Annotated in this window: 26 protein-coding genes; 18 read left to right on the top strand and 8 right to left on the bottom strand. The window is 61.7% G+C overall.

Going from position 1 to position 23,813, the window contains the following annotated elements; translation table 11 throughout:
- The first annotated feature begins 16 nt into the window (after positions 1 to 16).
- Entirely contained in the window at positions 17 to 913 is an 897-nt protein-coding gene (locus AC07X6_RS07745; protein ID WP_494790573.1) for a methyltransferase domain-containing protein, read from the top strand.
- Between the two features lie 158 nt (positions 914 to 1,071).
- Here the strand turns inward: AC07X6_RS07745 and AC07X6_RS07740 are convergent, their stop codons facing one another.
- The gene (locus tag AC07X6_RS07740) at positions 1,072 to 1,299 is read right to left on the bottom strand and encodes a hypothetical protein (protein WP_494790572.1); all 228 of its coding nucleotides are present in this window, start codon (positions 1,297 to 1,299) and stop codon (positions 1,072 to 1,074) included.
- A gap of 78 nt (positions 1,300 to 1,377) precedes the next feature.
- On the opposite strand from AC07X6_RS07740, the gene coxB reads away from it, so the two are divergent.
- Genes coxB through AC07X6_RS07710 form a run of 6 tightly spaced genes read left to right on the top strand, consistent with a single transcriptional unit; the run spans position 1,378 to position 6,061 of the window.
- Complete coding sequence (coxB, locus tag AC07X6_RS07735) at positions 1,378 to 2,586, top strand: cytochrome c oxidase subunit II (RefSeq protein WP_230541519.1); 1,209 nt, start codon at positions 1,378 to 1,380, stop codon at positions 2,584 to 2,586.
- A 13-nt stretch (positions 2,587 to 2,599) separates the two neighbouring features.
- A complete protein-coding gene (gene ctaD, locus AC07X6_RS07730; RefSeq protein WP_034749009.1) occupies positions 2,600 to 4,198 on the top strand; it encodes a cytochrome c oxidase subunit I in 1,599 nt (532 codons plus the stop codon).
- A 55-nt stretch (positions 4,199 to 4,253) separates the two neighbouring features.
- Positions 4,254 to 4,370, top strand: coding sequence for a cytochrome oxidase small assembly protein (locus AC07X6_RS07725; protein WP_217494223.1), 117 nt, complete (start codon positions 4,254 to 4,256; stop codon positions 4,368 to 4,370).
- 1 nt (position 4,371) lies between these two features.
- Positions 4,372 to 4,944 carry a cytochrome c oxidase assembly protein gene (locus AC07X6_RS07720; protein WP_099409817.1) on the top strand — a complete coding sequence of 191 codons (573 nt, stop codon included), beginning with the start codon at positions 4,372 to 4,374 and terminating at the stop codon, positions 4,942 to 4,944.
- Positions 4,945 to 4,953: 9 nt separating this feature from the next.
- Complete coding sequence (locus tag AC07X6_RS07715) at positions 4,954 to 5,160, top strand: DUF2970 domain-containing protein (protein ID WP_077399736.1); 207 nt, start codon at positions 4,954 to 4,956, stop codon at positions 5,158 to 5,160.
- Between the two features lie 40 nt (positions 5,161 to 5,200).
- Positions 5,201 to 6,061 carry a cytochrome c oxidase subunit 3 gene (locus AC07X6_RS07710; protein WP_474294771.1) on the top strand — a complete coding sequence of 287 codons (861 nt, stop codon included), beginning with the start codon at positions 5,201 to 5,203 and terminating at the stop codon, positions 6,059 to 6,061.
- 121 nt (positions 6,062 to 6,182) lie between these two features.
- Here AC07X6_RS07710 and AC07X6_RS07705 read toward each other — a convergent pair whose 3' ends face one another.
- On the bottom strand, positions 6,183 to 6,383 hold the full coding sequence (locus tag AC07X6_RS07705) for a twin transmembrane helix small protein (RefSeq protein WP_046683386.1): 201 nt from the start codon (positions 6,381 to 6,383) through the stop codon (positions 6,183 to 6,185).
- Between the two features lie 36 nt (positions 6,384 to 6,419).
- On the opposite strand from AC07X6_RS07705, the gene AC07X6_RS07700 reads away from it, so the two are divergent.
- The 6 genes from AC07X6_RS07700 to AC07X6_RS07675 are packed head-to-tail and all read left to right on the top strand — an operon-like array spanning position 6,420 to position 11,576.
- On the top strand, positions 6,420 to 7,166 hold the full coding sequence (locus AC07X6_RS07700) for an SURF1 family protein (protein WP_494790571.1): 747 nt from the start codon (positions 6,420 to 6,422) through the stop codon (positions 7,164 to 7,166).
- On the top strand, positions 7,147 to 7,776 hold the full coding sequence (locus AC07X6_RS07695; protein ID WP_494790570.1) for an SCO family protein: 630 nt from the start codon (positions 7,147 to 7,149) through the stop codon (positions 7,774 to 7,776). The genes AC07X6_RS07700 and AC07X6_RS07695 overlap by 20 nt, the downstream gene beginning before the upstream one ends.
- Positions 7,777 to 7,794: 18 nt before the next feature.
- On the top strand, positions 7,795 to 8,964 hold the full coding sequence (locus tag AC07X6_RS07690) for a COX15/CtaA family protein (protein WP_494790662.1): 1,170 nt from the start codon (positions 7,795 to 7,797) through the stop codon (positions 8,962 to 8,964).
- Entirely contained in the window at positions 8,965 to 9,864 is a 900-nt protein-coding gene (gene cyoE / locus AC07X6_RS07685) for a heme o synthase (protein ID WP_230541515.1), read from the top strand. It begins immediately after the preceding gene.
- On the top strand, positions 9,861 to 10,454 hold the full coding sequence (locus AC07X6_RS07680) for an SCO family protein (protein ID WP_494790569.1): 594 nt from the start codon (positions 9,861 to 9,863) through the stop codon (positions 10,452 to 10,454). The genes cyoE and AC07X6_RS07680 overlap by 4 nt, the downstream gene beginning before the upstream one ends.
- A gap of 42 nt (positions 10,455 to 10,496) precedes the next feature.
- The gene (locus AC07X6_RS07675) at positions 10,497 to 11,576 is read left to right on the top strand and encodes an AI-2E family transporter (RefSeq protein ID WP_494790568.1); all 1,080 of its coding nucleotides are present in this window, start codon (positions 10,497 to 10,499) and stop codon (positions 11,574 to 11,576) included.
- Here AC07X6_RS07675 and AC07X6_RS07670 read toward each other — a convergent pair.
- The 3 genes from AC07X6_RS07670 to nhaR form a co-directional block, all read right to left on the bottom strand.
- Positions 11,573 to 12,913, bottom strand: coding sequence for a hemolysin family protein (locus AC07X6_RS07670; protein ID WP_034749482.1), 1,341 nt, complete (start codon positions 12,911 to 12,913; stop codon positions 11,573 to 11,575). The genes AC07X6_RS07675 and AC07X6_RS07670 overlap by 4 nt on opposite strands.
- Positions 12,914 to 13,022: 109 nt before the next feature.
- Complete coding sequence (locus AC07X6_RS07665; RefSeq protein ID WP_494790567.1) at positions 13,023 to 14,357, bottom strand: MFS transporter; 1,335 nt, start codon at positions 14,355 to 14,357, stop codon at positions 13,023 to 13,025.
- A gap of 123 nt (positions 14,358 to 14,480) precedes the next feature.
- Positions 14,481 to 15,395 carry a transcriptional activator NhaR gene (gene nhaR / locus AC07X6_RS07660; protein WP_494790566.1) on the bottom strand — a complete coding sequence of 305 codons (915 nt, stop codon included), beginning with the start codon at positions 15,393 to 15,395 and terminating at the stop codon, positions 14,481 to 14,483.
- Positions 15,396 to 15,511: 116 nt separating this feature from the next.
- Between nhaR and AC07X6_RS07655 the strand changes: the two genes are divergently transcribed.
- The 5 genes from AC07X6_RS07655 to AC07X6_RS07635 all read left to right on the top strand — a co-directional run bounded on the left by AC07X6_RS07655 (position 15,512) and on the right by AC07X6_RS07635 (position 18,981).
- Positions 15,512 to 16,585: a DUF475 domain-containing protein gene (locus AC07X6_RS07655; protein ID WP_230541509.1), complete on the top strand. Its 1,074-nt coding sequence runs from the start codon at positions 15,512 to 15,514 to the stop codon at positions 16,583 to 16,585.
- A gap of 131 nt (positions 16,586 to 16,716) precedes the next feature.
- A complete protein-coding gene (locus AC07X6_RS07650) occupies positions 16,717 to 17,292 on the top strand; it encodes a TerD family protein (RefSeq protein ID WP_077399765.1) in 576 nt (191 codons plus the stop codon).
- 73 nt (positions 17,293 to 17,365) lie between these two features.
- The gene (locus AC07X6_RS07645; RefSeq protein ID WP_494790565.1) at positions 17,366 to 18,061 is read left to right on the top strand and encodes a TIGR00266 family protein; all 696 of its coding nucleotides are present in this window, start codon (positions 17,366 to 17,368) and stop codon (positions 18,059 to 18,061) included.
- Positions 18,062 to 18,100: 39 nt separating this feature from the next.
- The gene (locus AC07X6_RS07640; protein ID WP_494790564.1) at positions 18,101 to 18,682 is read left to right on the top strand and encodes a TerD family protein; all 582 of its coding nucleotides are present in this window, start codon (positions 18,101 to 18,103) and stop codon (positions 18,680 to 18,682) included.
- 80 nt (positions 18,683 to 18,762) lie between these two features.
- Positions 18,763 to 18,981: a hypothetical protein gene (locus AC07X6_RS07635; RefSeq protein ID WP_034784905.1), complete on the top strand. Its 219-nt coding sequence runs from the start codon at positions 18,763 to 18,765 to the stop codon at positions 18,979 to 18,981.
- Between the two features lie 85 nt (positions 18,982 to 19,066).
- Here AC07X6_RS07635 and AC07X6_RS07630 read toward each other — a convergent pair whose 3' ends face one another.
- The 3 genes from AC07X6_RS07630 to AC07X6_RS07620 all read right to left on the bottom strand — a co-directional run bounded on the left by AC07X6_RS07630 (position 19,067) and on the right by AC07X6_RS07620 (position 23,784).
- A complete protein-coding gene (locus AC07X6_RS07630; RefSeq protein WP_494790563.1) occupies positions 19,067 to 20,719 on the bottom strand; it encodes a patatin-like phospholipase family protein in 1,653 nt (550 codons plus the stop codon).
- 72 nt (positions 20,720 to 20,791) lie between these two features.
- Complete coding sequence (locus AC07X6_RS07625) at positions 20,792 to 23,059, bottom strand: CPBP family intramembrane glutamic endopeptidase (RefSeq protein WP_494790562.1); 2,268 nt, start codon at positions 23,057 to 23,059, stop codon at positions 20,792 to 20,794.
- Positions 23,056 to 23,784: an ABC transporter ATP-binding protein gene (locus AC07X6_RS07620; RefSeq protein ID WP_494790561.1), complete on the bottom strand. Its 729-nt coding sequence runs from the start codon at positions 23,782 to 23,784 to the stop codon at positions 23,056 to 23,058. Before AC07X6_RS07620 ends, AC07X6_RS07625 begins: the two co-directional genes overlap by 4 nt.
- Between the last annotated feature and the right edge of the window lie 29 nt (positions 23,785 to 23,813).

Below are 23,813 nucleotides of genomic sequence, written 5' to 3'. Positions count from 1 at the left end.
CGCCAATCCACCCAAAATGAGTGCGCCCATCGATGCGGTGCAAGTACGCGATTTCTTTTCCCGTCCCGCGCGCGTCGCGGCGTCGGATTTCCTGCGCCGCGAAGTGTCGGCACGCATGCACGAGCGCCTGGAGCTGGTGAAGATCGCTCCCCTGCGCGTGCTCGACGCCGGCTGCGGTCCGGGCGCGGACCTGGCGCAGTTGCACAAGGATTATCCCGCAGCGCAGATTATCGGTCTCGATGCAGCGCAAGCAATGATGCAGGCGGCGCGCGCGCCCGCGTCGAAACTGGCCAGCCTGAACCAGTTCCTCAGCAAGTTGCTGCCGGCCAAGGCGGGCGTGGATTTATTATGCGGCGACCTGGGCGACCTGCCGCTGGCGCAGGGCAGCATCGACCTCGTGTGGTCGAATCTGGCGCTGCACTGGCATGCCCAGCCCGACCGCGTGTTTGCCGAATGGCGGCGCGCGCTGCGCCTCGATGGCTTGCTGATGTTTTCCTGTTTCGGCCCCGACACCTTCCGCGAAGTGCGCGATGCGTTTGCCGAGGCCGATTTATATCCGCACGCCTTGCCTTTTGTCGACATGCACGACTTTGGCGACATGCTGGTCGAGACGGGCTTTTCCACGCCCGTGCTGGACATGGAGATCATCACCGTCACCTACGATACGGCGGAAAAACTGCTGGCGGACGTGCGCGCCTTCGGCGGCAACCCGCTCACCACGCGCCGGCGCGGCCTGATGGGCAAGGCGGCCTGGCAGCGCATGCTGGCCGCGCTGGAAAAGATGCGCCGTCCCGACGGCAAGCTGGGCCTGAGTTTCGAGATCATTTACGGCCACGCCTTCCGCCCCACACCGCGCGTGACGCGCAATGGCGAGGCGATCATCCGCTTTGACCTGCCGCGCAAGCCTAAATAAAAGGGCAAAGAAACCGACACTCGGTCGCCATCCGCGCATGATGTTGCCGCAAGCGTTGCAAAGCGCGCGGCGGCCGGGAGCAGGGCGCGCACAAAGCCGATTATTGCTTGATGGATTCAAGTTTACTTGATTATAATCGTTGATTGTTTGTCAGCTTGCTAATTGAAAAAAACAAGGGCTGCATACAAAATAAAAAAAACAAAGCGAGACTTATTCGAAGTTACTGCATTAGTATAGTAACCATCTTCCACACGAGGCCATTTCAAGGTGGGGAAGAAAAACAGGGTTCCAGCATGGTTGCGCGCCGCCGTTTTTGCTGCGGCAGCCAGCATGGAATTCGCTGGTGCTTGACGCACATGGCCGCATTCCGGCCGTGTTGCTTTCATGGAGGAGCGGCAGCGGTCCAGTACGGAGAAATCCGCAGCCGTTTAAAATATCATTATTTTTGGGTGGTTGGGGAAAACATGACACATGCAAAGCGACTTCAATCGTTGCTGCTCGGGCTGTCTTTGACAGCGTTTGGCATCGGGCGATGGGCCACGGCGGCACCGGCTGCCAGCACCTATCCCGGCACCGGCGGTCCCGTGCCGTTCGAAATGAATCTGCAACCGCCGGCGACACAGATCGCCCATGAAATCTACGATTTGCACACCCTGATGATGATCATCTGCCTGGTGATCTTCGTGGCCGTGTTCGGCGTCATGTTCTATTCCATCTTCAAGCACCGCAAGTCCCTGGGCCACAAGCCGGCCACCTTCCACGAAAGCACCACCGTCGAGATCGCCTGGACCGTCGTGCCTTTCCTGATCGTCATCGGCATGGCCCTGCCTGCCACGCGCACCGTGGTCGGCATGAAAGACACCTCGAACGCCGACATCACCATCAAGGCCACCGGCATGCAGTGGAAATGGGGCTATGACTACCTGAAAGGCGAGGGCGAAGGCATTTCCTTCCTCTCCAACCTGGCCACGCCGCGCTCGCAAGTGGGTGCGCCAGGCGCGCCGCCGACGGAAAAACGGGGCGAAAACTACCTGATCGAAGTCGATAACGAAGTCGTCGTGCCGGTCAACAAGAAGATCCGCGTGGTGCTGACGGCCAACGACGTCATCCACGCCTGGTCCGTGCCCGCCTTCGGCGTCAAGCAGGATGCGATTCCCGGTTTCGTGCGCGACACCTGGTTCAAGGCCGACCATATCGGCACCTTCCGCGGCAATTGCGCCGAGCTGTGCGGTAAGGAACACGCGTTCATGCCCATCGTCGTCAAGGTCGTCTCTGCTGACGACTACAAGGCCTGGGTTGATGTAAAACAAAAGGAAATGGCGGCATTGGCTGATGATCCAAGCAAGGTGTGGACCATCGACGAATTGAAGGTCAAGGGCGAGAAAGTGTATGCGGCCAACTGCGTGGTCTGCCACCAGGCGACGGGCAAGGGCGTACCGGGGGCGTTTGCGCCGCTGGACGGCTCGGCCGTGGTGAACGGCCCGAAAGCCGATCAGATCCACGTCTTGCTGAACGGGCAAAAGAGCGGCAAGTATCCCGCTGAAATGCCAGCATGGAAACAGCTGTCCGACACGGAAATTGCCGCAGTGATCACTTACACGCGCAATTCCTGGTCGAACAAGGCCGCAGAGAACATCGTTCAACCAGCCGAAGTCGTGGCTGCACGCAAGTAATTAGGAGCCGCATATGAGTACTAGCACGAGCACCTTGGACCACGCCGGTCACGATCACGACCATGCCCACGACCACCCGACTGGCTACCGCCGCTGGCTGTTTGCCACCAACCACAAGGATATCGGCACCCTGTACCTGTGGTTCTCGTTCATCATGCTGCTGTCGGGCGGCGTGCTGGCCCTGATGATCCGCACGGAACTGTTTCATCCAGGCTTGCAATTCTTTCACCCTGAATTTTTTAATCAACTGACCACCATGCACGGCCTGGTGATGGTGTTTGGCGCCATCATGCCGGCCTTCGTCGGCTATGCCAACTGGATGATCCCGCTGCAAGTGGGCGCGTCCGACATGGCGTTTGCCCGCATGAACAACTTCTCGTTCTGGCTGCTGCCGCCGGCCGCGCTGCTGCTGGCCACGTCCTTCCTCGTGCCCGGTGGCGCCACGGCTGCCGGCTGGACCCTGTATGCGCCGCTGTCGACGCAGATGGGCCCCGGCATGGACATGGCCATTTTTGCCATGCACCTGATGGGCGCCTCGTCCATCATGGGCTCGATCAACATCATCGTCACCATCCTGAACATGCGCGCCCCTGGCATGACCCTGATGAAAATGCCGATGTTCTGCTGGACCTGGCTGATTACCGCGTATCTGTTGATCGCCGTCATGCCGGTGCTGGCTGGCGCGATTACCATGACCCTGACGGACCGCCATTTCGGCACGTCCTTCTTTAACGCGGCAGGCGGCGGCGACCCCGTCATGTACCAGCACATCTTCTGGTTCTTCGGCCACCCCGAGGTCTACATCATGATCTTGCCGGCTTTCGGCATCGTCTCGCAGATCCTGCCAGCGTTTGCCCGCAAGCCATTGTTCGGCTATGCCTCGATGGTCTACGCTACCGCTTCCATCGCGATCCTGTCCTTCATCGTCTGGGCGCATCACATGTTTACTACCGGCATGCCGGTGACGAGCCAGCTGTTCTTCATGTACGCGACCATGCTGATCGCCGTGCCGACGGGCGTGAAAGTGTTCAACTGGATCGCCACCATGTGGAAGGGTTCGATGACGTTCGAGACGCCGATGCTGTTCTCGGTCGGCTTCATCTTCGTCTTCACCATGGGCGGCTTCACGGGCCTGATCCTGGCCGTCACGCCGATCGACATCCAGCTGCAGGATACCTATTATGTGGTGGCGCACTTCCACTACGTGCTGGTGGCCGGTTCGCTGTTCGCCCTGTTCGCCGGTTTCTACTACTGGTCGCCGAAATGGACGGGCCATATGTACAACGAGACGCGCGGCAAGATCCACTTCTGGCTGTCGCTGATCACGTTCAACGTGACCTTCTTCCCGATGCACTTCCTGGGCCTGGCCGGCATGCCGCGCCGCTACGCCGACTATCCGGCGCAGTTCACGGACTTCAATATGATCGCCTCGATCGGCGGCTTCGGTTTCGGCCTGATGCAGGTGTACTTCCTGTTCTTCGTCGTCTTGCCGACCATCCGCGGCGGCAAGGCTGCCCCGGCGAAGCCATGGGAAGGCGCGGAAGGCCTGGAATGGACCGTGCCGAGCCCGGCGCCGTTCCACACGTTTGAAACGCCGCCTACCGTCAAGTAATGTCAGTGTCACGGGCCGGCGTGTTGCGCGGCCCGCCTTGAATAAAGTTGCTGCCATGACCGAAGTGAAAACTGAGCGTAAAAAACCGAACAACCTGCGTACCGGGCTGATCTTGGCCGCCCTGGCGGCCTTCTTCTTCCTGTCCGTGTTCGTCAAGCGCATGTGGCTCTGACGTGACGACGCCCCACCAACAGGAAACACGCGGCCTGAACCGCAAGATGCTGGGCAAGCTGCTCGTCATTGCCGTGCTGATGTTTGGCTTTGGCTATGCCCTGATTCCCGTCTACAAGCAGATTTGCGAAGTGATGGGCATTAACGTGCTGACGCAAAAAGATGGCACGGTGGCCTACGACAACAATACGCAAGTCGATACGACGCGCAGCATCACCGTCGAGTTCGACGGCAATGCGCAGGGGCCTTGGCGTTTCCGCCCGACCGTCTCGAGCATGCAGGTGCATCCGGGCGAACTGGTGACCGTCATGTATGAGGTGGTCAACACGCAAAACCGCGTCGTCAACGCGCAAGCCATCCCCAGCTACGCGCCGCAGAGCGCCACGCCGCATTTCAAGAAGGTCGAGTGCTTCTGCTTCAAGCAGCAAACCTTGAAACCGAAGGAAGCGCGGCAGATGCCGGTGGTGTTTTTCCTCGATCCGGCCCTGCCGAAAGAGGTGAAAACCATCACCCTGTCGTACACGTTTTTCGAGATTGCCGGTCTGAGCCAGGCTCAGACGCCGGCCGTCCAATAGGAGAGTGCCATGGGCGAATCCGCCAAGCCGGAAAAAGCGTCGTTCCTGTATTCCTTGCGCGCCGTCGTCTGGTCATTCACGGGCTTGCGCCGCAAGAGCGATTTCGACACGGACTCGGCCAAGCTCAACCCTGTGCACATCGTCATCGCCGGCTTCCTGGTGGTGGCTTGCCTGATCGGCATCCTGATTTCAATTGTTAAATTCGTCGTTTTATAAATTATAAAAAACCACCCTATAAGTTTTTGAGGAGATGATGATGAGTTCCAACCACGCCGCCGTACCTTATTATTTCGTGCCCGGCCCGTCGCGCTGGCCCATGCTGGGCGGCGCCAGCCTGCTGCTGACCATGATCGGCGCCTCGGCCTGGGTCAACGACGTCTCCTGGGGCCCGTACGTGAATTATCTGGGCCTGGCCGGCATCCTGCTGGTGCTGTACTTCTGGTTCGGCGACGCCATCAGCGAATCGGAGCAGGGCCTGTACAGCGAGCGCATCGACCACTCCTTCCGCTGGAGCATGAGCTGGTTCATCTTTTCGGAAGTCATGTTCTTCGCCGCCTTCTTCGGCGCCCTGTTCTATGCGCGCAGCATCTCGATGCCGTGGCTGGCCGACCTGGACCACAAGGTGATCTGGCCCGATTTCGCCGCCCACTGGGGCAACACGGGCCCGGCCGGCACGGTGCAGGAATTTACCACCATGACACCGTTCTGGATTCCGACCATCAACACGGCCTTGCTGCTGACGTCGGGCGTCACCCTGACGATTTCCCACCACGCGCTGCGCGCCGGCCACCGCGCCATGACGGCCCTGTTCCTGTTCGCCACCATCGTGCTGGGCGCCATCTTCATGGGCTTCCAGGTCTATGAATACATCCACGCCTACAGCGAACTGAACTTGAAATTGACGTCCGGCATCTACGGCGCCACCTTCTTCATGCTGACGGGCTTCCACGGCTTCCACGTGACCCTGGGCGCCATCATGCTGTCCGTCATCCTGTACCGCGTGCTGAAAGGCCACTTCACGCCCGACCACCACTTCGGCTTCGAAGGCGCCGCCTGGTACTGGCACTTTGTCGACGTCGTCTGGCTGGGCCTGTACGTGGTCGTGTATTGGTTATAATGGCGGGGCAGGGCAAGCGCCGTTGTTAGGCGGCCTGCAGCATGAAAAAAGCCGTACCGGGACATCCTGGGTACGGCTTTTTTCTTAGCGTGAAGAATTTGCCAATCAGGCAAGAAGAAGCTTAATGTATGCCCGTCGGCTGGATGTAACCCAGATGATGCGCCAGCAGGATCAGCAAAAACAGGGTGATCGACAAGCCCACGCGCAAGGCCAGCGCCTGCACGGTGCGGTTGCTCTTGCCCTTGTCGCGCATGAGGAAGAACAGGGCCGAGCCCAGGCTGCCCAGGATCAGGATGAAGGCGATGGCAACGAGGATTTTCATGGATGGTAGCGCCAGGCTTGAGGAGGTTTCATTGTAATGCGTATCCGCTTCCATTTTAGATGGATTCCATTTGTTGTAATGCTGCTACTGGTGGCGCTGGGGATCTCTCTGGCGCAGTGGCAGCAGCGCCGTGCCGACGAGAAAGTCGCGCGTGCCGCCCGGCTGGAAGCGGGCAACCAGGCCGCGCCGCTGGCCTTGACGGCCGCGCCGCTGCTGCCGGCCGATGCGCAAGCGATCGAATACCGGCGCGTTACCGTCACGGGCCGTTTCGTGCCCGCCTGGACGGTTTACCTGGACAACCGCCCCTACAAGGGCCAGGCCGGTTTTCACGTGCTCACGCCATTTCAAATAGACGGCTCCCCCATGCACGTGCTGGTGGCGCAGGGCTGGTTGCCGCGCAACAATGCCGAGCGCACGCGCATTCCCGACTACGCCACGCCGGCCGGCACCGTCACCATTAGCGGTATCGCGCGCCTGAACGCGGGCCATGTGATGGAACTGGGCACGGCGCCGGCCCTGGCGCCGCACGCCATCGTGCAAAATGCCGATATCGGCCAGCTGGCCCGGGCCAGCGGCCTGGCCTTGCAGCCATTTATTCTCGAACAAACAGTCGATGCAGTTGATCCGCCAGCGTCCAGCCAGCTTCCCGTGCGCGACTGGCCGGCGCCCGACCTGGGTGCCGACAAGCACCGCGGCTATGCCTTCCAGTGGTATGCACTGGCACTGATGGCTTTTTTATTTTTTGTCTTTACAGGATTTCGACGTGCAAACAAACAGCCCTGAAGCAACGCAAGACAACAGCAACAAGCAGGCACAGAATACGGGACGGTGGAAACTATTGGCCGTGGTGGCCGTGTGCGCCTTTCCCATCATCGCCTCGTATTTCACGTATTACATCATCAAGCCCACGGGCCGCAACAATTACGGCGCCCTGATCGACCCCCGTTTGCATCCGATTCCCGAAGAACAATTGCACGTGACGCAACTGGACGGCAAGGCCGCGCCGCTGGCGCAATTCAAGGGCAAGTGGGTGCTGCTGCAGACGGGACCGTCCGATTGCCAGGAAGCATGCAAGAAGCAATTGTTTGACATGCAACAACTGCGTTTGATGCAAGGCAAGGAGCGCGAACGCCTGGAACGGGTCTGGCTGGTGACGGACGCGCAGCCGCTCGACACGCTCGTGATGCGCGAATTCGACGGCACCAGCATGCTGCGCGTGAATAATGAGGCCTTGACGGCCTGGCTGCCCGTGGAGCCGGGCGGCAAGACGAGCGACCACCTGTATTTGATCGATCCGCTGGGCAATCTGATGATGCGCTTCCCGAAAGACGCGGACCCGAACAAGATCAAGAAAGACATCGCCAAGCTGCTCAAAGCTTCGGCGATCGGTTGAGGAGTCTGCATGCCGACGATGCATCTCTCCGCGCTGGCCCAGCTGGGCTTGACGGGTCTGCTGGTGGCGCTGCTGCCTTTGACCATGGTCTGGGTGTCCGCGGACGCCAATAAATACCGCAAGCTCGTGTGGATCGCCGTCTTCCTGACGGTCGACCTGATCATGTTTGGCGGCTTTACGCGCTTGTCCGATTCCGGCCTGGGCTGCCCTGACTGGCCCGGCTGCTATGGCTCGGCCAACCCATTCCTTGCGCACGAGCACATCGTGGCGGCGGAAACCCTGATGCCGACGGGCCCCGTGACGGTGGTCAAGGCGTGGATCGAAATGACGCACCGCTACCTGGCCATGGCCATCGGCGTGCTGATCGTGGCGATGATGGTGCAGGCGTGGCGCCAGTGGAGAAAGAGCAAGCGGCAGGAATTCGCCCCCGCGCTGCCGACGGCGCTGTTTTTGTTCGTTTGCCTGCAGGGCGCGTTCGGCGCCTGGACGGTGACATTAAAACTGCAACCGGTGATCGTCACCATCCACTTGCTGCTGGGCATGGGGCTGCTGGCCATGCTGACGTGGCTGGGCGGGCGCCAGGATCATGCCGTCAAACCCTTGCTGCGCGCCGACGCGGATGCGTCCGTGCTGCGCCCCGTGCGCGCGCTGGCCGTTTTCTCGCTCGTGCTGCTCACCGTGCAGATCGCGCTGGGCGGCTGGGTGAGCACCAACTACGCCACCCTGGCGTGCACGGATTTCCCCCTGTGCGGCGGCAAGGTGATTCCGGAGATGGATTTCGAGCATGGTTTCCATCTGTGGCGCGAGCTGGGCAAGACGGCCGCCGGCCACTATTTGCCGTTTTCCGCGCTGACGGCCATCCACTGGGTGCACCGCAATTTCGCCTTCATCGTGCTGGCAGGCATCGGCTATACGGTATTGCGCGCGTGGAAGCTGCCATCCTTGCGCGGCACGGCACGCTGGGTGGCGCTGGTGCTGGCCCTGCAGGCGGCCACGGGGCTGGCGACGATTTACCTGAGCTGGCCATTGTCGATTGCCGTCCTGCATAACGGCGGGGCGGCGCTGCTCGTGTTGTTGCTGACCATGTTAAACTACAAGGCTAAATTCCAACTCGATGTAGCGCGGAAATCTGCTCCCGCCGCCGCGCCAGTGCCCTCGGCACCAGCCAGTCCTTCCCGTATCGCATAAATGACTACTCAGACCATCAGCCGTAAACCTTCCCCCCGCATCGCCCAGTACTGGGCGCTGACCAAGCCCCGCGTGACGCAACTGGCCGTGTTTTGCGCCGTCATCGGCATGTTCCTGGCCAGCGAAGAGTTGCCTGACTGGCGCGCGGTGGTGTTCGGCACCATCGGCATCTGGCTGCTGGCCGGCGCCGCGTTTGCCGTCAATTGCCTGGCCGAGCGCGAAATCGATGCGCGCATGGCCCGCACGGCGCGCCGCCCGATGGCCATGGGCGACATCACGGTAAAACAGACGGTGGTGTTCGCGCTCGTGATCGGCGGCCTGGGCATGGCGATTCTGTATCACCTCGTCAATCCGCTGACCATGTGGCTGACTTTTGTCACGTTTGTCGGCTATGCCTTGATCTACACCATGGTGCTCAAGCCTGCCACGCCGCAAAATATCGTCATCGGCGGCCTGTCCGGCGCCATGCCGCCCGCGCTGGGCTGGGCCGCCGTCGCCAACGACGTGCCGATGCAGGCGTGGCTGCTGGTCCTGATCATTTTCGTGTGGACGCCGCCGCACTTCTGGGCGCTGGCCATGTACCGCCGCGACGATTACGCGCGCTCGGGCCTGCCCATGCTGCCCGTCACGCATGGCATGCAATTTACGCAATTCCACGTGTGGCTGTATTCGATCGCGCTGGCCGCCACCACCTTGCTGCCGTACGCCGTGCGCATGAGCGGCCTGATCTACCTGGCCTCGGCCGTGCTGCTCAATGCGGGCTTCCTGTATTACGCGTGGAAGATGTACCGCCACTACACGGACTTGATCGCGCGCAAAGCTTTTACGTTTTCCATCATCTACCTGGCATTGCTGTTCGCGGCCTTGCTGGTCGATCACTACATTCCCCTCGGAACATGAAAAAATACCTGACCTTGTTGTTGGCGGCCGCGCTGGCCGTCGTCCTGGCCGGCTGCGGCAAGCCTGCCGCACCGAAGCTGGCCTTCAAGAACACGGACGTGACGGGCCTGGGCTACGCGCGCGAGTTCGCGCTGACGGACCACACGGGCCAGCCGCGCACCCTGGCCGACTACAAGGGCAAGCTGGTGCTGATGTTCTTCGGCTACACGCAATGTCCGGACGTCTGTCCCACCACCATGGCCGACATGGCCCAGGTGATGCGGGAAATGGGCCCGCAGGCGGACCAGGTGCAAGTGCTGTTCGTCACGGTCGACCCCGAGCGCGACACGCAGGCCTTGCTGGCGCAATATGTGCCCGCTTTCGACAAGCGTTTCGTGGGCCTGTATGGCGACGCGGCTGCCACGGCCAGGGTGGCCAAGGAATTCAAGGTGTATTACGCCAAGGTCGAGGGCGAGACGGACAACAGCTACACGGTCGACCACACGGCCGGCACCTATGTGTTCGACCGCGAAGGCAAGATCCGCCTGTTCGTGCGCCACGGCGAAAAGCCTGCCGCCATCGCGCACGATCTTAAACTTCTGCTATCCTGACCCGGTCGCGCCCCCGGGCGCCATCTTCAGGATACGCAGTACATGGATAAACGTTTCGAGCCGCACGCCCGCCTGGCAGCCGTCATCTTCTTGCTGATCGGCTGCTTTTTCGTCTTGCGGCCCTTCCTCGCCGCCATGCTGTTTGCCGCCTGCGTGGGCATTTCCAGCTGGCCCCTGTACCTGCTGCTGCTCGAACGCCTGAAAGGCCGGCGCAACTGGGCGGCCGCCATCATGACCGTGTCCCTGATCCTGGTCATCGTGCTGCCGCTGGCCCTCGTCACCTACAACCTGGCCGACAATGTCTCGCGCATCTATGAACAGCTGCGCACGGCGCTGGAATCGGGCGGCCTGCATCCGCCGGCCTGGCTGGCCAACATTCCCGTGGTGGGCGAAACCATCGCCGGCTACGTGGAGCGCCTGCTCGCCGACCGCGAGGAATTATTGAATTTGGGTAAGACCATGCTGGAGCCGGCGCGCCACTTCCTCGCTTCCGGCGGCATCCTGCTGGGCACGGGCCTGGCGCAGACCAGCCTGGCCGTGTTCGTCAGCTTTTTCCTTTACCGCGACGGCCAGCAACTGAGCCGCGCCCTGATGACGGGCGCCGGCCGCATCATCGGCGACAGCGCGCCGGGCGTGGGCCTGACCATCAGCCGCACCGTGCGCGGCGTCATGTACGGCTTGCTGGGCACGGCGCTGGCGCAGGCCCTGGTGGCCGTGGTCGGCTTCCTGATCGCCGGCGTGCCGGCCGTCGCGCTCCTGGGCGTGGCCACCTTCATCTTTTCGCTGATTCCCGTCGGCCCGCCCCTGATCTGGGGCGGCGCCGCCATCTGGCTGTTTTCAGACGGCCAGACGGGCTGGGGCATTTTCATGCTGGTGTGGGGCGCGCTGCTGATCAGCGGCGTGGACAACGTGGTCAAACCCATGCTGATCAGCCGCGGCAGCAGTCTGCCGTTTTTGCTGGTGCTGCTGGGCGTGCTGGGCGGCGTGCTGGCCTTCGGCTTCGTCGGCATCTTTATCGGCCCGACCCTGCTGGCGGTGCTGTACAGCCTGCTGCAAACGTGGACGGTGGGGGAAACTACCGTGCCGCAGGGCAAGGATACGCTTACCTTGAAAAAAGATTAATCGCGTAAGTCCGCGTCGAGGTCCCGTTCCTGTTTCGGGATTACCTTGATCAGCACGATGCGCGGCCCGTTCATCTTCTTGACGACGATGTCGAAGTCGACGAAGGTGATGCGCTGGCCCTGCTTCGGAATGTCTCCCAGCTTGACCATGATCAAGCCGCCCACCGATTCCACGTCGTCCAGCCCCAGCTCCTCGTTTTCGATATCGATGCCGAGGATGCGTTCGAGCGAGAAGATGGGCAGGCTGGCCTTGCCGATCAGGGTGCCGTCGCTTTGCTTGAGCCAGTCGTTTTCATTGCGGCGGAATTCGTCGCGGATTTCGCCCACCATGGCGCCGAGCAAGTTATCGAGCGTAATAAAACCCAGCGGACGCTTGCCCTTCTCGCCGATCAGGGCGAAGTGGGGCGCGCCGTCGCGAAAGCGCCGGAACAGTTCCAGGGCCGGCGTGCGCGCGGAAATGATGTCGACGGGACGCAGGAACGGCGTGAGCGAGGTGATCGGTTTGCCCGCCTGCTGGGCAAAGAACAGGTCTTTCAGGTGCACCACGCCCAGCACGTCGTCTTCATTCGTGTCGAAATACGGGTAGCGGCTGAAGCGGTTGCGCAGCACCGTGTCGAGGTTTTCTTCCAGCGTGTTCGAGGCGTGCAGGGCGATCACTTCATTGATCGGGCGCATCAGGTCCGACACCGTCATTTGTTCGAAATCAAGCGACTGCGCCAGGATGTTGCGCTCGTCGCGCGTAAATTTTTCGCCCGGCTGGCTGGTGCGCAGGATCAGTTTCAGTTCTTCGGACGAGTAATGGGCATCGTGGCCGCCCTTGCCGGACAGGCCCGCCAGGCGCAGCACCCAGTTGGCGCTGGCGTTGAGCAGGTAGATGGCCGGGTACATGGTCCAGTAGAAGCCGTACAGGGGAATCGCGCTCCACAGGCCGACGGCTTCCGGGTTGCGGATGGCCATCGATTTGGGCGCCAGTTCGCCCACGACGATATGCAGGAAGGAAATCACGCTGAAGGCGACGACGAAGGACACGCCGTGGATCAGCTCTTGCGAGGTGACGCCGATGGCGCCGAACAGCGGCTCGAGCAAGCCGGCGAACGCCGGTTCGCCGACCCAGCCCAGGCCCAGCGACGCCAGCGTGATGCCCAGCTGGCAGGCGGACAGGTAGGCGTCCAGCTGGCCATGCACCTTGGCCAGGATGCGGCCCCGTAGTCCTTGCGTCTTGGCGATGGCGCGGATGCGCGTGCGGCGCAAGGTGACAATGCCAAACTCGGCGGCAACAAAAAAACCGTTCAGCGCGACCAGGAAGAGGGCGAGCAGGACTAGCAAGACATTGTGCATGGGGGCGCAGAAGATGGGCTGTAAAAACGACATCTTAAACGACGAAGGCCGGCATAGCCTAATTTAGCCGCGCGCCCCGCCCTTGCAGGCGGGCGCGCGGACGGTGGCGTTACGCTTTGGCGGCCGTTTGCGGCCCGCCGCGCATGGCGAAGACCATGACGGCCGAGACCACCGCCGGGATGGCGACGACGAGGAAAATCGTGCTGTTGGGCCAGTTCAGGCGGATCAGCTCGCCACCGAGCACGGGGCCGATGATGGAGCCGATGCGGCCCACGCCCAGGCTCCAGCCTATGCCCGTCGAGCGCAGGGTGGTCGGGTAGTAGCTGGCCGCCAGGGCGTTGACGGCAGGCTGGCCGCCCACCACGCAGAAACCGGCGATGAAGATGGTGATGAACAGGAAAGCCAGCGACACGTCGGGACGGCCGATCAGGGCGATGGCGACTGCCGCAACGAGGAAGCAGGGCAGCAGGATGCGGCGGAAGCTGGAGCGGTCGATCAGCTGGCCCATGACGAGGGTGCCGATGGTGCCGCCCACTTGCAGGGCCGTGCCGGCCAGCACGGCGTTGGCCGTCGACAAGCCCGCTTCCTTGGCGATCGTCGGCAGCCAGTTGGACAGGAAATATAAATTGAGCAAGTTCATGAAGTTGATGACCCACAACAAAATCGTCATCTTCGCGCGGCCGCCCGTAAACAATTGCAGCACGGGCGCGCCCTTGTGTTCCTTTTCATGCACGACGTATTGCGTGTCGGCCGTGATGTTGACGGTGGGATCGATGCGTTTGAGCCACTGCGCCACCTTGTCGAGCTTGCGTTTCTTCAATACCAGAAATTGCATCGATTCCGGCAGCAGGAAGAACATCAGCACGCCGATGACCAGCGGCACCACGCCGCCCACGTAAAACACGGATTGCCAGCCGAAGGCGGGAATCAGCGCGGCCGACAACAATCCACCGAGCACGGCGCCCAGGGTAAAGCCGCACGAGACGAGCATCATCAAGGTGACTTTCTTGCGCAGGGGGCTGTATTCGCCGGCCAACGCCATGGCGTTCGGCATCACGGCGCCCAGGCCCAGCCCGGTAATGAAGCGTATCAGCTGCAATTGCTCGATGTTTGTTGCCAGCGGCGTGACCAGCATGCACAGGGAAAAGAAGATGGTCGAGCCGATCAGCACGGGGCGGCGGCCGAACTTGTCGGCCGTGATGCTGAAGACGAGCGAGCCGACCAGCATGCCCAGCAAGCCCGCACCGAAGACGGGGCCAAGGTTGGCCTTGCTCACATGCCAGTCGGCAATGATGGCGGGCGCCACATAGCCCATCGCCTGCACGTCGAAGCCATCCATGATGACGCATAGCCCGCACAGGATCAGCATGCCGATCTGGAAGGAGCCGATCTTGTTGTTATTGATGAGATCGGGAATATCGATCGTCTTGCCTGCCGTGGACATGGTGCTGCTCCTGTTTTTTATGGTGATCGCGCCCTGCCGGCGAGGGACAGGCGCGTGTTTGTCTCAGGCTTCATTACAATCGCTTTTGATTGATTATTCAAACGTTATTTTCGAATGGATTTATCAGGTTTCCTTGTGAATCTTCGGGCGGCCCTGGATGGCGGCCAGGATCACGTCGAGGGCCGGGTGCATGATCTTGCGCTCGTTCGAAATCACATAAAACTGTTCGCGCAGGGACGAGGCGTCACCGACCAGCACGGCGCCGAATTGCTCCTCGATCTCGCCCGCCAGGCTGGCCGAGGCGAAGAACAGGCCCAGGCCCTTGCGGCCAAACGCGTTGAGCATGGCGTTATCCTCGAATTCGCCGACCACGTCGGGGCGCACGCCTTGCTGCACCATCCATTCATCGATGCGCCCGCGCAAGGCGTTGTTGCGCGCCGGCAGCAGAAATGGCGCGCCGTGCAGGCTGTGCGGGAAATTGCCGCGGTACTGTTCCGCCAGCGCGGGGATGGCGAACAGCTTCATGGCGCTCTCGCCCCACAGGTGGCTGGACACGCGCAGGCTGGCGCCGGCCGGCACGGCCCGGTCCGTCAACACCAGGTCCAGCTTGTGCAGGGCCAGGTCGGCCAGCAAGGATTCGAATTCATCTTCCAGGCACACCAGCTTGACGGGCTTGTCCAGGCTGCGCGTGGCGTCGAGCATGCGGTAAGCCATCAGTTTCGGCAAGGAATCGGAAATGCCCACCGTCAGGCGCATCTTTTCCGCGTCCGTGTCGGCCAGCGCTTCCTGCATCTGTTCACCGAGCAAAAAAATCTGGTCCGCATAGCCGAGCGCGAGGCGGCCCGCCTCCGTTGGCACCAATCGCCGTCCCTGCGGCTGCAGCAGCGATTTGCCCAGTTCCTTTTCCAGCAGGGCCAGCTGGGTGCTGATGGTTTGCACGGCCAGTCCCAGCCGTTCGGCCGCGCGCGTCACGCCGCCTTCCTTGGCGACGACCCAAAAGAAGTACAAATGGCGGTAATTGAAGCCCGTAGTTTTCATCGCTGCATCCTTATCTTCTGTTTTTACGAAGTAATACTTCCATTATCTTCCATTTTTAAATGTATCACATGTCCTTATACTACGTTCCATTGAATTTGGATAAAGGGGAACTATCGATGAAACATTTCAGAGTGTCATTTCTAGTGACATTTATCTGCCTGGGCATTTCCGCCTGGTGGGGTTACACGCACGGTGGCGTGCAGACGATGCTGGCGGCGCTCGGTATCGCGGTAATCCTGGGCGTGATGGAAGTCTCGCTGTCGTTCGACAACGCGGTGGTCAACGCCTCGGTGCTGAAGAACTGGGACAAGTTCTGGCAGAACCTGTTCCTCGGCGTGGGTATCATCATTGCCGTGTTCGGCATGCGTCTGCTGTTCCCGCTGGTCATCGTGGCGCAAGCGGCGGATCTGGGCTTGATGGAAGTATGGAATCTGGCCCTGAGCAATCCGGAACAGTATTCGATGCACCTGACGAATCACCACGCGGAAGTGGCGGCCTTCGGCGGCATTTTCCTGCTGCTGGTTTTCCTGAACTTCCTGCTGGACTCGGAGAAGGAAACGCACTGGCTGGGCCGTATTGAAGAAAAACTGGGCGCGCTGGGCAAGATCTCGTCGATTTCCGTGATGATCGCACTGGGCACCCTGATGGTCAGCCTGTCGATGATCGAAGAAGGCCAGAAGCTGGTGGTCCTGACGGCCGGCCTGTGGGGCATCCTGACCTACGTGGGCGTCGATGTGATCAGCGGTTTGCTGGAAGGCGACAACGGCGACGGCAACATGGGCGACATCATCAAGCGCGGCGGTATTGGCGGCTTCCTGTACCTGGAAGTGCTCGACGCCTCGTTCAGCTTTGACGGCGTGATCGGCGCGTTTGCCATCACCAAGGATGTCGTGATCATCATGCTGGGCCTGGCAATCGGCGCGATGTTCGTGCGTTCGATGACGGTGTTCCTGGTGCGCAAGGGCACGCTCGACGAGTTCGTTTATCTGGAGCACGGCGCGCACTATGCGATCGGTATCCTGGCCGTGATCATGTTGGTCAGCATGAAGTTCCACATTCCCGAGATCTTCACGGGTCTGATCGGCGTGGCCTTCATTCTCGCCTCGCTGTGGTCGTCGATCCGCTACAAGCGCAGGATGGCGCTTGAAGAAGGCCAGACGGAAGCGCTGGAAGCGGTCAAGGCAGTGTAAAGAATGCGCGACAAACGACTACACCCGTTTGTCGGCAAGTTGCAGCAAGCGTCGCCGCCGGCCTGGGGAGTCAGGCCGGTGGAGGGCGCCAGGTGTTTGGTCATACACAACCCACATAGGAGAAATACATCATGGCAATCAGTCTGCAAAAAGGCGGCAACGTCAACCTGAGCAAGGAAGCCCCCGGCATTTCGAAGATGATCATCGGCCTGGGCTGGGATGCCCGCGCCACCGACGGCGCCGCATTCGACATCGACGGTTCCGTGTTCCTGCTGAAGGCCGACGGCAAGGTTCGCGCCGACGTCGACATGATTTTCTACAACAACCTGAAGTCGAGCGACGGTTCCGTCACCCACTCGGGCGACAACACCACCGGCGCCGGCGATGGCGATGATGAAACCGTTATCGTCGACCTGGCCACGGTGCCAGCCGAGATCGACAAGATCGCCGTCTGCGTGACGATTCACGATGCCGAGGCGCGCAAGCAAAACTTTGGTATGGTATCGAAGGCCTACGTGCGCTGCGTCAATGCCAACGGCAACACGGAAATCGCCCGTTTCGACCTGTCGGAAGACGGTTCGGCGGAAACGGCCATGGTCTTCGGTGAAATCTACCGCAACGGCGGCGATTGGAAATTCAAGGCCATCGGCCAGGGCTACAAAGGCGGCCTGGGTCCACTCGCAGCATCGTTCGGCGTCGGCGTGTAAGTTGTAAATAATCAAGGCGGTCCGCAGCGCGGGCCGCCGCCATCACCATCATCGTTGAGGAAGGAATAGTCAGATGCCAGTTTTCAATATTACCGGGGACGTCGACCCGTTCCTGCATGTGTCACTGGCCAAGGGCGAGAAGATTTATTGCGAATCCAATGCGATGGTGATGATGGAAACCAATCTTGAGCTGAAAGGCAAGATGACGGGCGGCATAGGCGCTGCGCTGATGCGCACCTTTGCCAACGGGGAATCGTTCTTTCAGCAGCATATCGAGGCCATGCGGGGCGACGGCGACTGTCTGCTGTCGCCCACCTTGCCCGGCGCGATGCGGGTGCTCGATATTGGAGCCCAACAATACATGATCAGCGACGGCGCCTTCGTGGCGGCCAGCTCTGGCGTGGAATTGAAGGTGCGCACGCAAAGCCTTGGCAATGCGCTGTTTGCCCAGAGCGGTGGTTTTTTCATCACCGAGACGGCAGGCAGCGGCCAGCTGGCGGTGTCCGGTTTTGGCGCGATGTCGATACTGGAAGTGATGCCTGGCAAGGACGTGGTGATCGATAACTCGCACGTCGTATGCTGGGACAACCGCCTGCAATACGAAATTTCCATGACGACCGGCAGCAGCGGCGGCTTTCTGGGCAATTTGATCAATAGCCAGACCAGCGGCGAGGGCGTAGTACTGAAATTCTCAGGCACGGGAAAAATCCTCGTGTGCTCGCGTAACCGCGCGGCCTTCCTCGCCTGGACCCAAAGCAAGCCGGCGTAACTAATATTTGATGTAACTAAGCAAACAGGAGCTATGCGTATGTCTGTCAATTTGAGCAAGGGCCAGAAGATTTCTCTGGACAAAGAAGCTGGTACCACCCTGACCCGTATCACCATGGGCCTGGGCTGGGATGCGGCCAAGACCAAGGGTTTCCTCGGTTTCGGTTCGAAGACGGAAGCCGTCGACCTGGACGCCTCGTGCGTCATGTTCGATGACAACAAGAGCACGTCCGACATCGTCTGGTTCCGCCAGCTGAAAAGCAAGGACGGCAGCATTGTCCACACGGGCGACAACCGCACGGGCGCGGGCGATGGCGACGACGAACAGATCAATGTCGATCTGTCGAAAGTGCCGGCGCACGTGAAAAGCCTCGTCTTCACCGTCAACAGCTTTACTGGCCAGAACTTCTCGCAGGTGGAAAACGCCTATTGCCGCATCTTGAATGCCAGCAATAACCAGGAAGTCGCGCGTTTCAACCTGTCTGTGCAAGGTACCCACACGGCACAGATCATGGCCAAGCTGTACCGCCATAACGGCGAATGGAAGATGCACGCCATCGGAGAAAACGGCAACGGTCGCACCTTTGACGACCTGATGCCCCAGATATCCGTGCATCTATAAGGAGCAGTACGCAGCGGGCGGGGGACGGACCGGATACCGGCCCTTGTCCGCTGCTCTATATTGAAGGAGAGTATGTCGTGATGCGATTGCTGATAGCCTTGCTACTTCCGTGTCTCACGTTTTTCATGCTGGGGCGCCCGCTGGCCGGGGCCGCCGCCTTGATCTTGCAGTGCACTGTGATCGGCTGGGCGCCGGCGGCCCTGTGGGCTCTGTACACGGTGAACCAGCATAAAACGGAGCAGGAACTGGAAGGTGCATTAAGCCGCAGCTACATGCGCAGGCGTAGTCGCTTGATTTAAGGTCGATTGATCTAAATCAACCGGGCGCCAGGAATCCTTGCGCTAAAGCCTGCACGAGCGATCGTGCGGGCTTTTTTGTGCGCGCTCACTTCTTGCAGCGTATCGGCACGTTCACGGAATTGCCGTCCGAACTCAGGTTGCGGTACTGCAAATCTTCGCTTTCGATGGCAAAGCGGGGCACGGCGTGCACGTAGCGCTGCTTGCAGACGGTATCGTCATTGATCAGCTGGCCTGCCAGCATGTAATCGCACAGGGCGAAGCGCGATTCCTCGTCGTCGAGGATCAGCACGCGCGCGGCGCTGTACAGGGCCGATTGCAAGACGTCCGGGCTGCAATTTTCCGGACCCGTCAGTTTCAGATGGGTTTTCGTTTGCGTGGCCAGGCGCTGCAGCTTGACGAGGGCGGCGCGCTCTTCCTTGCGTGCACTGTCGACTTGCGCATCGCCGCTGGACAGGCGCAGCGCCAGCGAGGCGATCTGGTCGATGGAAATATGCCAGGCAAAGCCTTCCAGCCGCGTGCGGATCTGGCCCGGCAAGGGATCGGCCGCATCGACTTCGCAGCGGTACTGGCCCAGGTGGGGGCGGCACAGCACGGGGATGGCAAAGGCCGAGGTGCGCTTGCCCTTGACGAATTTCTGGCTCAGGTCGCCAAAGTTTTCATGCGTGATGGTATCGAAGCGGGCTTGCCCAAAGCCCATCTTGACGAGGTTTTCCTTGCGCTGGCGTGAAAACAGGGCGTCGACGGCATCGTAGATATTCTTGTTGAAGATGCGGTCCAGCGGCTGGCGCTCGTCCGACATCTTTTCGAACACGGCGCTGGAATTGGGTGCGTTCGCATCGATGGAAATGAGGATGAAGGGCTTGCTGTTCAGGCGCGGCGGCACGACGGCCATGTCGTTGCCGTACAGCTGAGTCAAGGCCACGTCCCACAGGGTTTCCACGCCCAGGTTGTCGGCCGCGCCGCCGTCGAACAGGTGCACGTAGGACGGCGATTCGCGCGACTCGGAACCGAGTTCCGGCACGAAACTGTTTTTCGGACGGAAACGCTCGAAGGTGACGGAATCGAACACGCCGGGAAAGGCGGCCGAGGTGGCCACGGCCGTGGCCAGGCGGATATCCTGGATCGGCGAATGCAGGGTGCCGTAGAAATACTCGTAGGAAAACACCACGCGCTTGCCGCCATCGGTGGCGTCCGTTGCGTTTGCCAGGAAGATGGGGCCGTCGTGCGGCAAGTCCTGGTAGGTTTTCTTGTCGTACAGCACATCGTCGAACACGTCGGACAGGAACGAGGTGCGCGTCTTGTTCGTGAGCAACATCGTCGTCAGGTTGGCGGGTTTTAATATGGTCTGGCCGAAGAAATCCGTTTTCAGTTTGCTGCGCAGCAAAGGCCAATCCGTCTGCTTGCCATGCAGCGCATAGTAGCCGCCCGCGATGGCGCCGCCCGAGACGCCGGAGATGGCCGAGGCGCCGCTGACGAGGCCGAACTCTTCCAGCTGCTCCAGCGAGGCGGCCGAGAAATTGGCCGCGCGGCTGCCGCCGCCGGACAGGGCGATGCCGATGAAGTGGTCGTTGGGCATCGGGTTCTGGATGCGCGCCTTGGGCGCGTCGATGCGCAGGCGCGGTGCTTCCTGCACGGCAAACTTGCGGTTTTCGACGCCGCTGTTGGGGCGCAGGGCGAGTACCGTGCAACCGCTCAGCAGCGCAACGAGGATAAATGGGACAAACAAACGTGGATGCATGCGCGATCTGTGCGTAGTCAGGGGTTGGGATACGGACGGAAACGTGTGCGATTCTAGCAAACTTGCCGGTGATTAAGCATGCAGTCCATACGCGAGGAGGGCGGCGCTGTAGCCGGCGTGTACCAGCATGGGCGCCAGCAGCACGCCGCTGCGTTCGTACGCGAGGCCCGCGCACAGACCCAGCACGAAGGCAGGCAGCATGGCGGCCGGTGGATGCACGAGGGCAAACAGTGCGGCGGCGATGCCGACCGCCTGCCAGGCCGGCAGCGCGCGGCGCAAGCCGCCCTGCAGCAAGCCGCGGAAAATGAATTCCTCGCACAGGGGCGCGGCCAGCAGCATCAGTCCCGCCAGCCATAGTCCGTTGCCATTGATCTGGATCAATGGCGAAGCGACCGGCGGCAACAAGGCCGCGCAGCCGATGCCGGCCAGCGCCGCCACGGCCGCGCCTGCCACACCCCAGCGCCATGGCTGGCGGCCCTGTCCGATGCGCGGCACGCCCGCCGTCCCGGCGCGCCAATACACGAGGCGCAGCAGTACATACGTGAGCACGCCGGCCACCTGGTCCTTGAACAGGATCAACAGCAGGGTTTGCAGAATAAAAAACAGCATGGCGGCGATCAGGCCGTCGGCCGCCGAGACCGTGGCCGGCGGCGAGGCGGCCGGATCGAGCAGGTAGGGCAGCGCATCGCGCGCCTTTTGCCACAGGGCCACGGCCAGCGCGCCCGTGAGCGCGACAAACACCAGCTGCTGCACGGCGCTGCCGGCGGCCAGCGCCGCGATGTACATGCCGGTGAGCAGCAGATACAGGTACATATACGCGGGGCGCACCTTTGCCGTTGCCTCCGTGGCCAGCGGGTCGCTGGCAAACACGCCCAGCGCCACGGCGATCGCCGCGTACAGGGGAATGCCGGCCAGAGCCAGCAGCATCAGGCCCGCCGTCTGCCACGACCAGGCGGGCAGCCAGGCCAGCGCCGCGCCGAACAGGATGACTGGATACAGCAGGGCCAGCACGGCCCACAGCTGCGCCTTTTGCCGCAGCGCCTGCTCGATGGAGACGGGAAACGTGTACAGCAGCCACAGCGCGCCGCCTTCCTTGTTCAGGGTCTGGAAGGCCGACATCATGAGCACATAGCTGCCGAGGAAAAAGCCGGTGCAGGCCAGCAGGACGGGGCTGGCCAGCAGCGCGTGCAGGTCGCGCGCCTGGCCTGTGAACAGGGCCTGGCCGCCGAGGATGAGCAGCGGCAGCAACAGGGTTTGCACGAGAAAATTGCGGTCGCGCAAGAGTAACGTCAATTCGCGCCGCTGGATCGGCGTGCCGAGGCGCGGGCGCGATGGCGTTGCTGCCGGCTTGCGCGCCGCTTCGCGCTGGCCCGCGCCCACGACGCCGTGGCGCAACTGGCGGCGCAGCACGGCCATGCCCAGCAGCATCAAGCACAGGCATTGCGCCAGCAGCAGGATAGCGGGCAGCAAGGCGGCCACGCCATCGGCATTGAGCAGCCGTACCAGCAGGCCCGGCGGCGTCCAGCCGCTCCAGGCGGGCATGGAGGCCGCCCAGTCATAGGCGAAGCCGCCCATGCCCATGCCGAAGGACATGCCCATATACATGGGAAACAGGCCCGCCAGCGAGATCCCGGCCTGCAGGTTGCCCAGCTGGGCAGGATTGAGCGACAGGCGCAAGCCTGTGTCGACGAGGGTGCGCAGCATGGCGGCCAGGGCCAGCAGGACGAGGCTGGCGAGCAGGCCGGACAGCGGTGAAAGCCAGCCCTGGCCCGCATACCAGGCGATCATGGTCGTGCCGGGCCACAGGGCCAGCAAGCCGGCCGGATTGACGAGCGTGCGTTCGAGCACGCGCGCCCACAGCAAGGTGCTTTTTTCGACGGGCAAGGTGACCAGCCATTCCAGGTCCCAGTCCGGCTTCGACAACTCTCCCATGCCCAGCGGCAATAATACGCTGACCAGCCACAGCAGCGCCAGTTGCAGCGTCAGGCCGCCGATCAGCGCCGTGCTGAACGGCGCGCCCATCAGCTGGGCGATGACGGGGTCGAGCAGGTGGTTGTCCGTGTACAGGCTGCCGCGCACCTGGCAGGCGGCGACCTGGTCGAGCAAACAATGCATGTTCAGTACGCCATGGCGGGCGATGCTGCCGAAGGAAAACAGCATGGGCAGCAAGAGCAGCGCGCCCGGCAGCCAGCGCCTGCCGCGCTTGCCCGGCGTGGCGTGGCGGCTCTTATTGTTTTTCGTGAAGGACAAGCCCCGGCCGCTGACGTTGAGCAGGCGCTGCAGGCGCAAGCGGGTCAGCAGCCAGACGGCGCGCCAGGCGGTGGGCGGCGCCGGTGTCATGCGGTTTCGTCGGTGAGTTGCAAAAAGAGGTCTTCCAGGCTGCCATCGCTGGACAGTTGCTGGCGGATATCGTCCAGGCTGCCCGTGGCCACCAGGGCACCCCGGTGGATGATGGCGACGCGGCTGCACAGCTTTTGCGCCATGTCCAGCAAATGCGTGGACACGAAGATGGTGGTGCCGGCGGCGGCGCGGCGCAACAGGCGTTCCTGCACCTCGCGCGACGCGCGCGGGTCGAGGCCGTTGATCGGCTCGTCGAGAATCAGCACGGCCGGATCGTGGATCAGCGCGCACGCCAGGCCCAGCTTTTTCTTCATGCCCAGCGAGTAGTTGACGGCAAAGTCTTCGGCCGCCTCGTCCAGGCCGAATTCCGTCAGCAGGCGCGCGGCGCGGTCGGCCGCTTCCGCGCGCGTAAAACCATGCATTTCGGCCACGAATTGCAGGATTTCACGGCCCCGCAAATAATCGTAAAAGATGGGGGTGTCGGGCAGGTAGCCGACCTTGCGCTTGACGGCGACGCCATCGCGGTGGCAATCGAGGCCATCGACCAGCACGCGGCCGCTGCTGGGCACGAGGATGCCCATCAGCATGCGGATGGTGGTGGTCTTGCCGGCCCCGTTCGGACCCAGGAAACCGAAGAGCTCCCCCTTGCTAACCTGTAAGGTCAGCGGCTTGACGGCCTCGAACGTGCCGTAGTGTTTGGACAAGCCTTCGAAGGCGATCATCATGCTTCCCAAAAAAGATGGCGTGCAGGATG

The sequence above is a fragment of the Janthinobacterium sp. GW460-12-1-14-LB5 genome, assembly GCF_059423585.1.
Note: the sequence above shows the minus strand (reverse complement) of the source record. Positions and strands in the feature narration are given on the sequence as shown.

Excerpts from the sequence above, each read along its gene's own strand:
- AC07X6_RS07745 (WP_494790573.1), top strand. The coding sequence starts at position 17 with ATGAGTGCGCCCATCGATGCGGTGCAAGTACGCGATTTCTTTTCCCGT.
- AC07X6_RS07740 (WP_494790572.1), bottom strand. The coding sequence starts at position 1,299 with ATGAAAGCAACACGGCCGGAATGCGGCCATGTGCGTCAAGCACCAGCG.
- coxB (WP_230541519.1), top strand. The coding sequence starts at position 1,378 with ATGACACATGCAAAGCGACTTCAATCGTTGCTGCTCGGGCTGTCTTTG.
- ctaD (WP_034749009.1), top strand. The coding sequence starts at position 2,600 with ATGAGTACTAGCACGAGCACCTTGGACCACGCCGGTCACGATCACGAC.
- AC07X6_RS07725 (WP_217494223.1), top strand. The coding sequence starts at position 4,254 with ATGACCGAAGTGAAAACTGAGCGTAAAAAACCGAACAACCTGCGTACC.
- AC07X6_RS07715 (WP_077399736.1), top strand. The coding sequence starts at position 4,954 with ATGGGCGAATCCGCCAAGCCGGAAAAAGCGTCGTTCCTGTATTCCTTG.
- AC07X6_RS07710 (WP_474294771.1), top strand. The coding sequence starts at position 5,201 with ATGAGTTCCAACCACGCCGCCGTACCTTATTATTTCGTGCCCGGCCCG.
- AC07X6_RS07705 (WP_046683386.1), bottom strand. The coding sequence starts at position 6,383 with ATGAAAATCCTCGTTGCCATCGCCTTCATCCTGATCCTGGGCAGCCTG.
- AC07X6_RS07700 (WP_494790571.1), top strand. The coding sequence starts at position 6,420 with ATGCGTATCCGCTTCCATTTTAGATGGATTCCATTTGTTGTAATGCTG.
- AC07X6_RS07690 (WP_494790662.1), top strand. The coding sequence starts at position 7,795 with ATGCATCTCTCCGCGCTGGCCCAGCTGGGCTTGACGGGTCTGCTGGTG.
- cyoE (WP_230541515.1), top strand. The coding sequence starts at position 8,965 with ATGACTACTCAGACCATCAGCCGTAAACCTTCCCCCCGCATCGCCCAG.
- AC07X6_RS07680 (WP_494790569.1), top strand. The coding sequence starts at position 9,861 with ATGAAAAAATACCTGACCTTGTTGTTGGCGGCCGCGCTGGCCGTCGTC.
- AC07X6_RS07675 (WP_494790568.1), top strand. The coding sequence starts at position 10,497 with ATGGATAAACGTTTCGAGCCGCACGCCCGCCTGGCAGCCGTCATCTTC.
- AC07X6_RS07670 (WP_034749482.1), bottom strand. The coding sequence starts at position 12,913 with ATGCACAATGTCTTGCTAGTCCTGCTCGCCCTCTTCCTGGTCGCGCTG.
- AC07X6_RS07665 (WP_494790567.1), bottom strand. The coding sequence starts at position 14,357 with ATGTCCACGGCAGGCAAGACGATCGATATTCCCGATCTCATCAATAAC.
- nhaR (WP_494790566.1), bottom strand. The coding sequence starts at position 15,395 with ATGAAAACTACGGGCTTCAATTACCGCCATTTGTACTTCTTTTGGGTC.
- AC07X6_RS07655 (WP_230541509.1), top strand. The coding sequence starts at position 15,512 with ATGAAACATTTCAGAGTGTCATTTCTAGTGACATTTATCTGCCTGGGC.
- AC07X6_RS07650 (WP_077399765.1), top strand. The coding sequence starts at position 16,717 with ATGGCAATCAGTCTGCAAAAAGGCGGCAACGTCAACCTGAGCAAGGAA.
- AC07X6_RS07645 (WP_494790565.1), top strand. The coding sequence starts at position 17,366 with ATGCCAGTTTTCAATATTACCGGGGACGTCGACCCGTTCCTGCATGTG.
- AC07X6_RS07640 (WP_494790564.1), top strand. The coding sequence starts at position 18,101 with ATGTCTGTCAATTTGAGCAAGGGCCAGAAGATTTCTCTGGACAAAGAA.
- AC07X6_RS07635 (WP_034784905.1), top strand. The coding sequence starts at position 18,763 with ATGCGATTGCTGATAGCCTTGCTACTTCCGTGTCTCACGTTTTTCATG.
- AC07X6_RS07630 (WP_494790563.1), bottom strand. The coding sequence starts at position 20,719 with ATGCATCCACGTTTGTTTGTCCCATTTATCCTCGTTGCGCTGCTGAGC.
- AC07X6_RS07625 (WP_494790562.1), bottom strand. The coding sequence starts at position 23,059 with ATGACACCGGCGCCGCCCACCGCCTGGCGCGCCGTCTGGCTGCTGACC.
- AC07X6_RS07620 (WP_494790561.1), bottom strand. The coding sequence starts at position 23,784 with ATGATGATCGCCTTCGAAGGCTTGTCCAAACACTACGGCACGTTCGAG.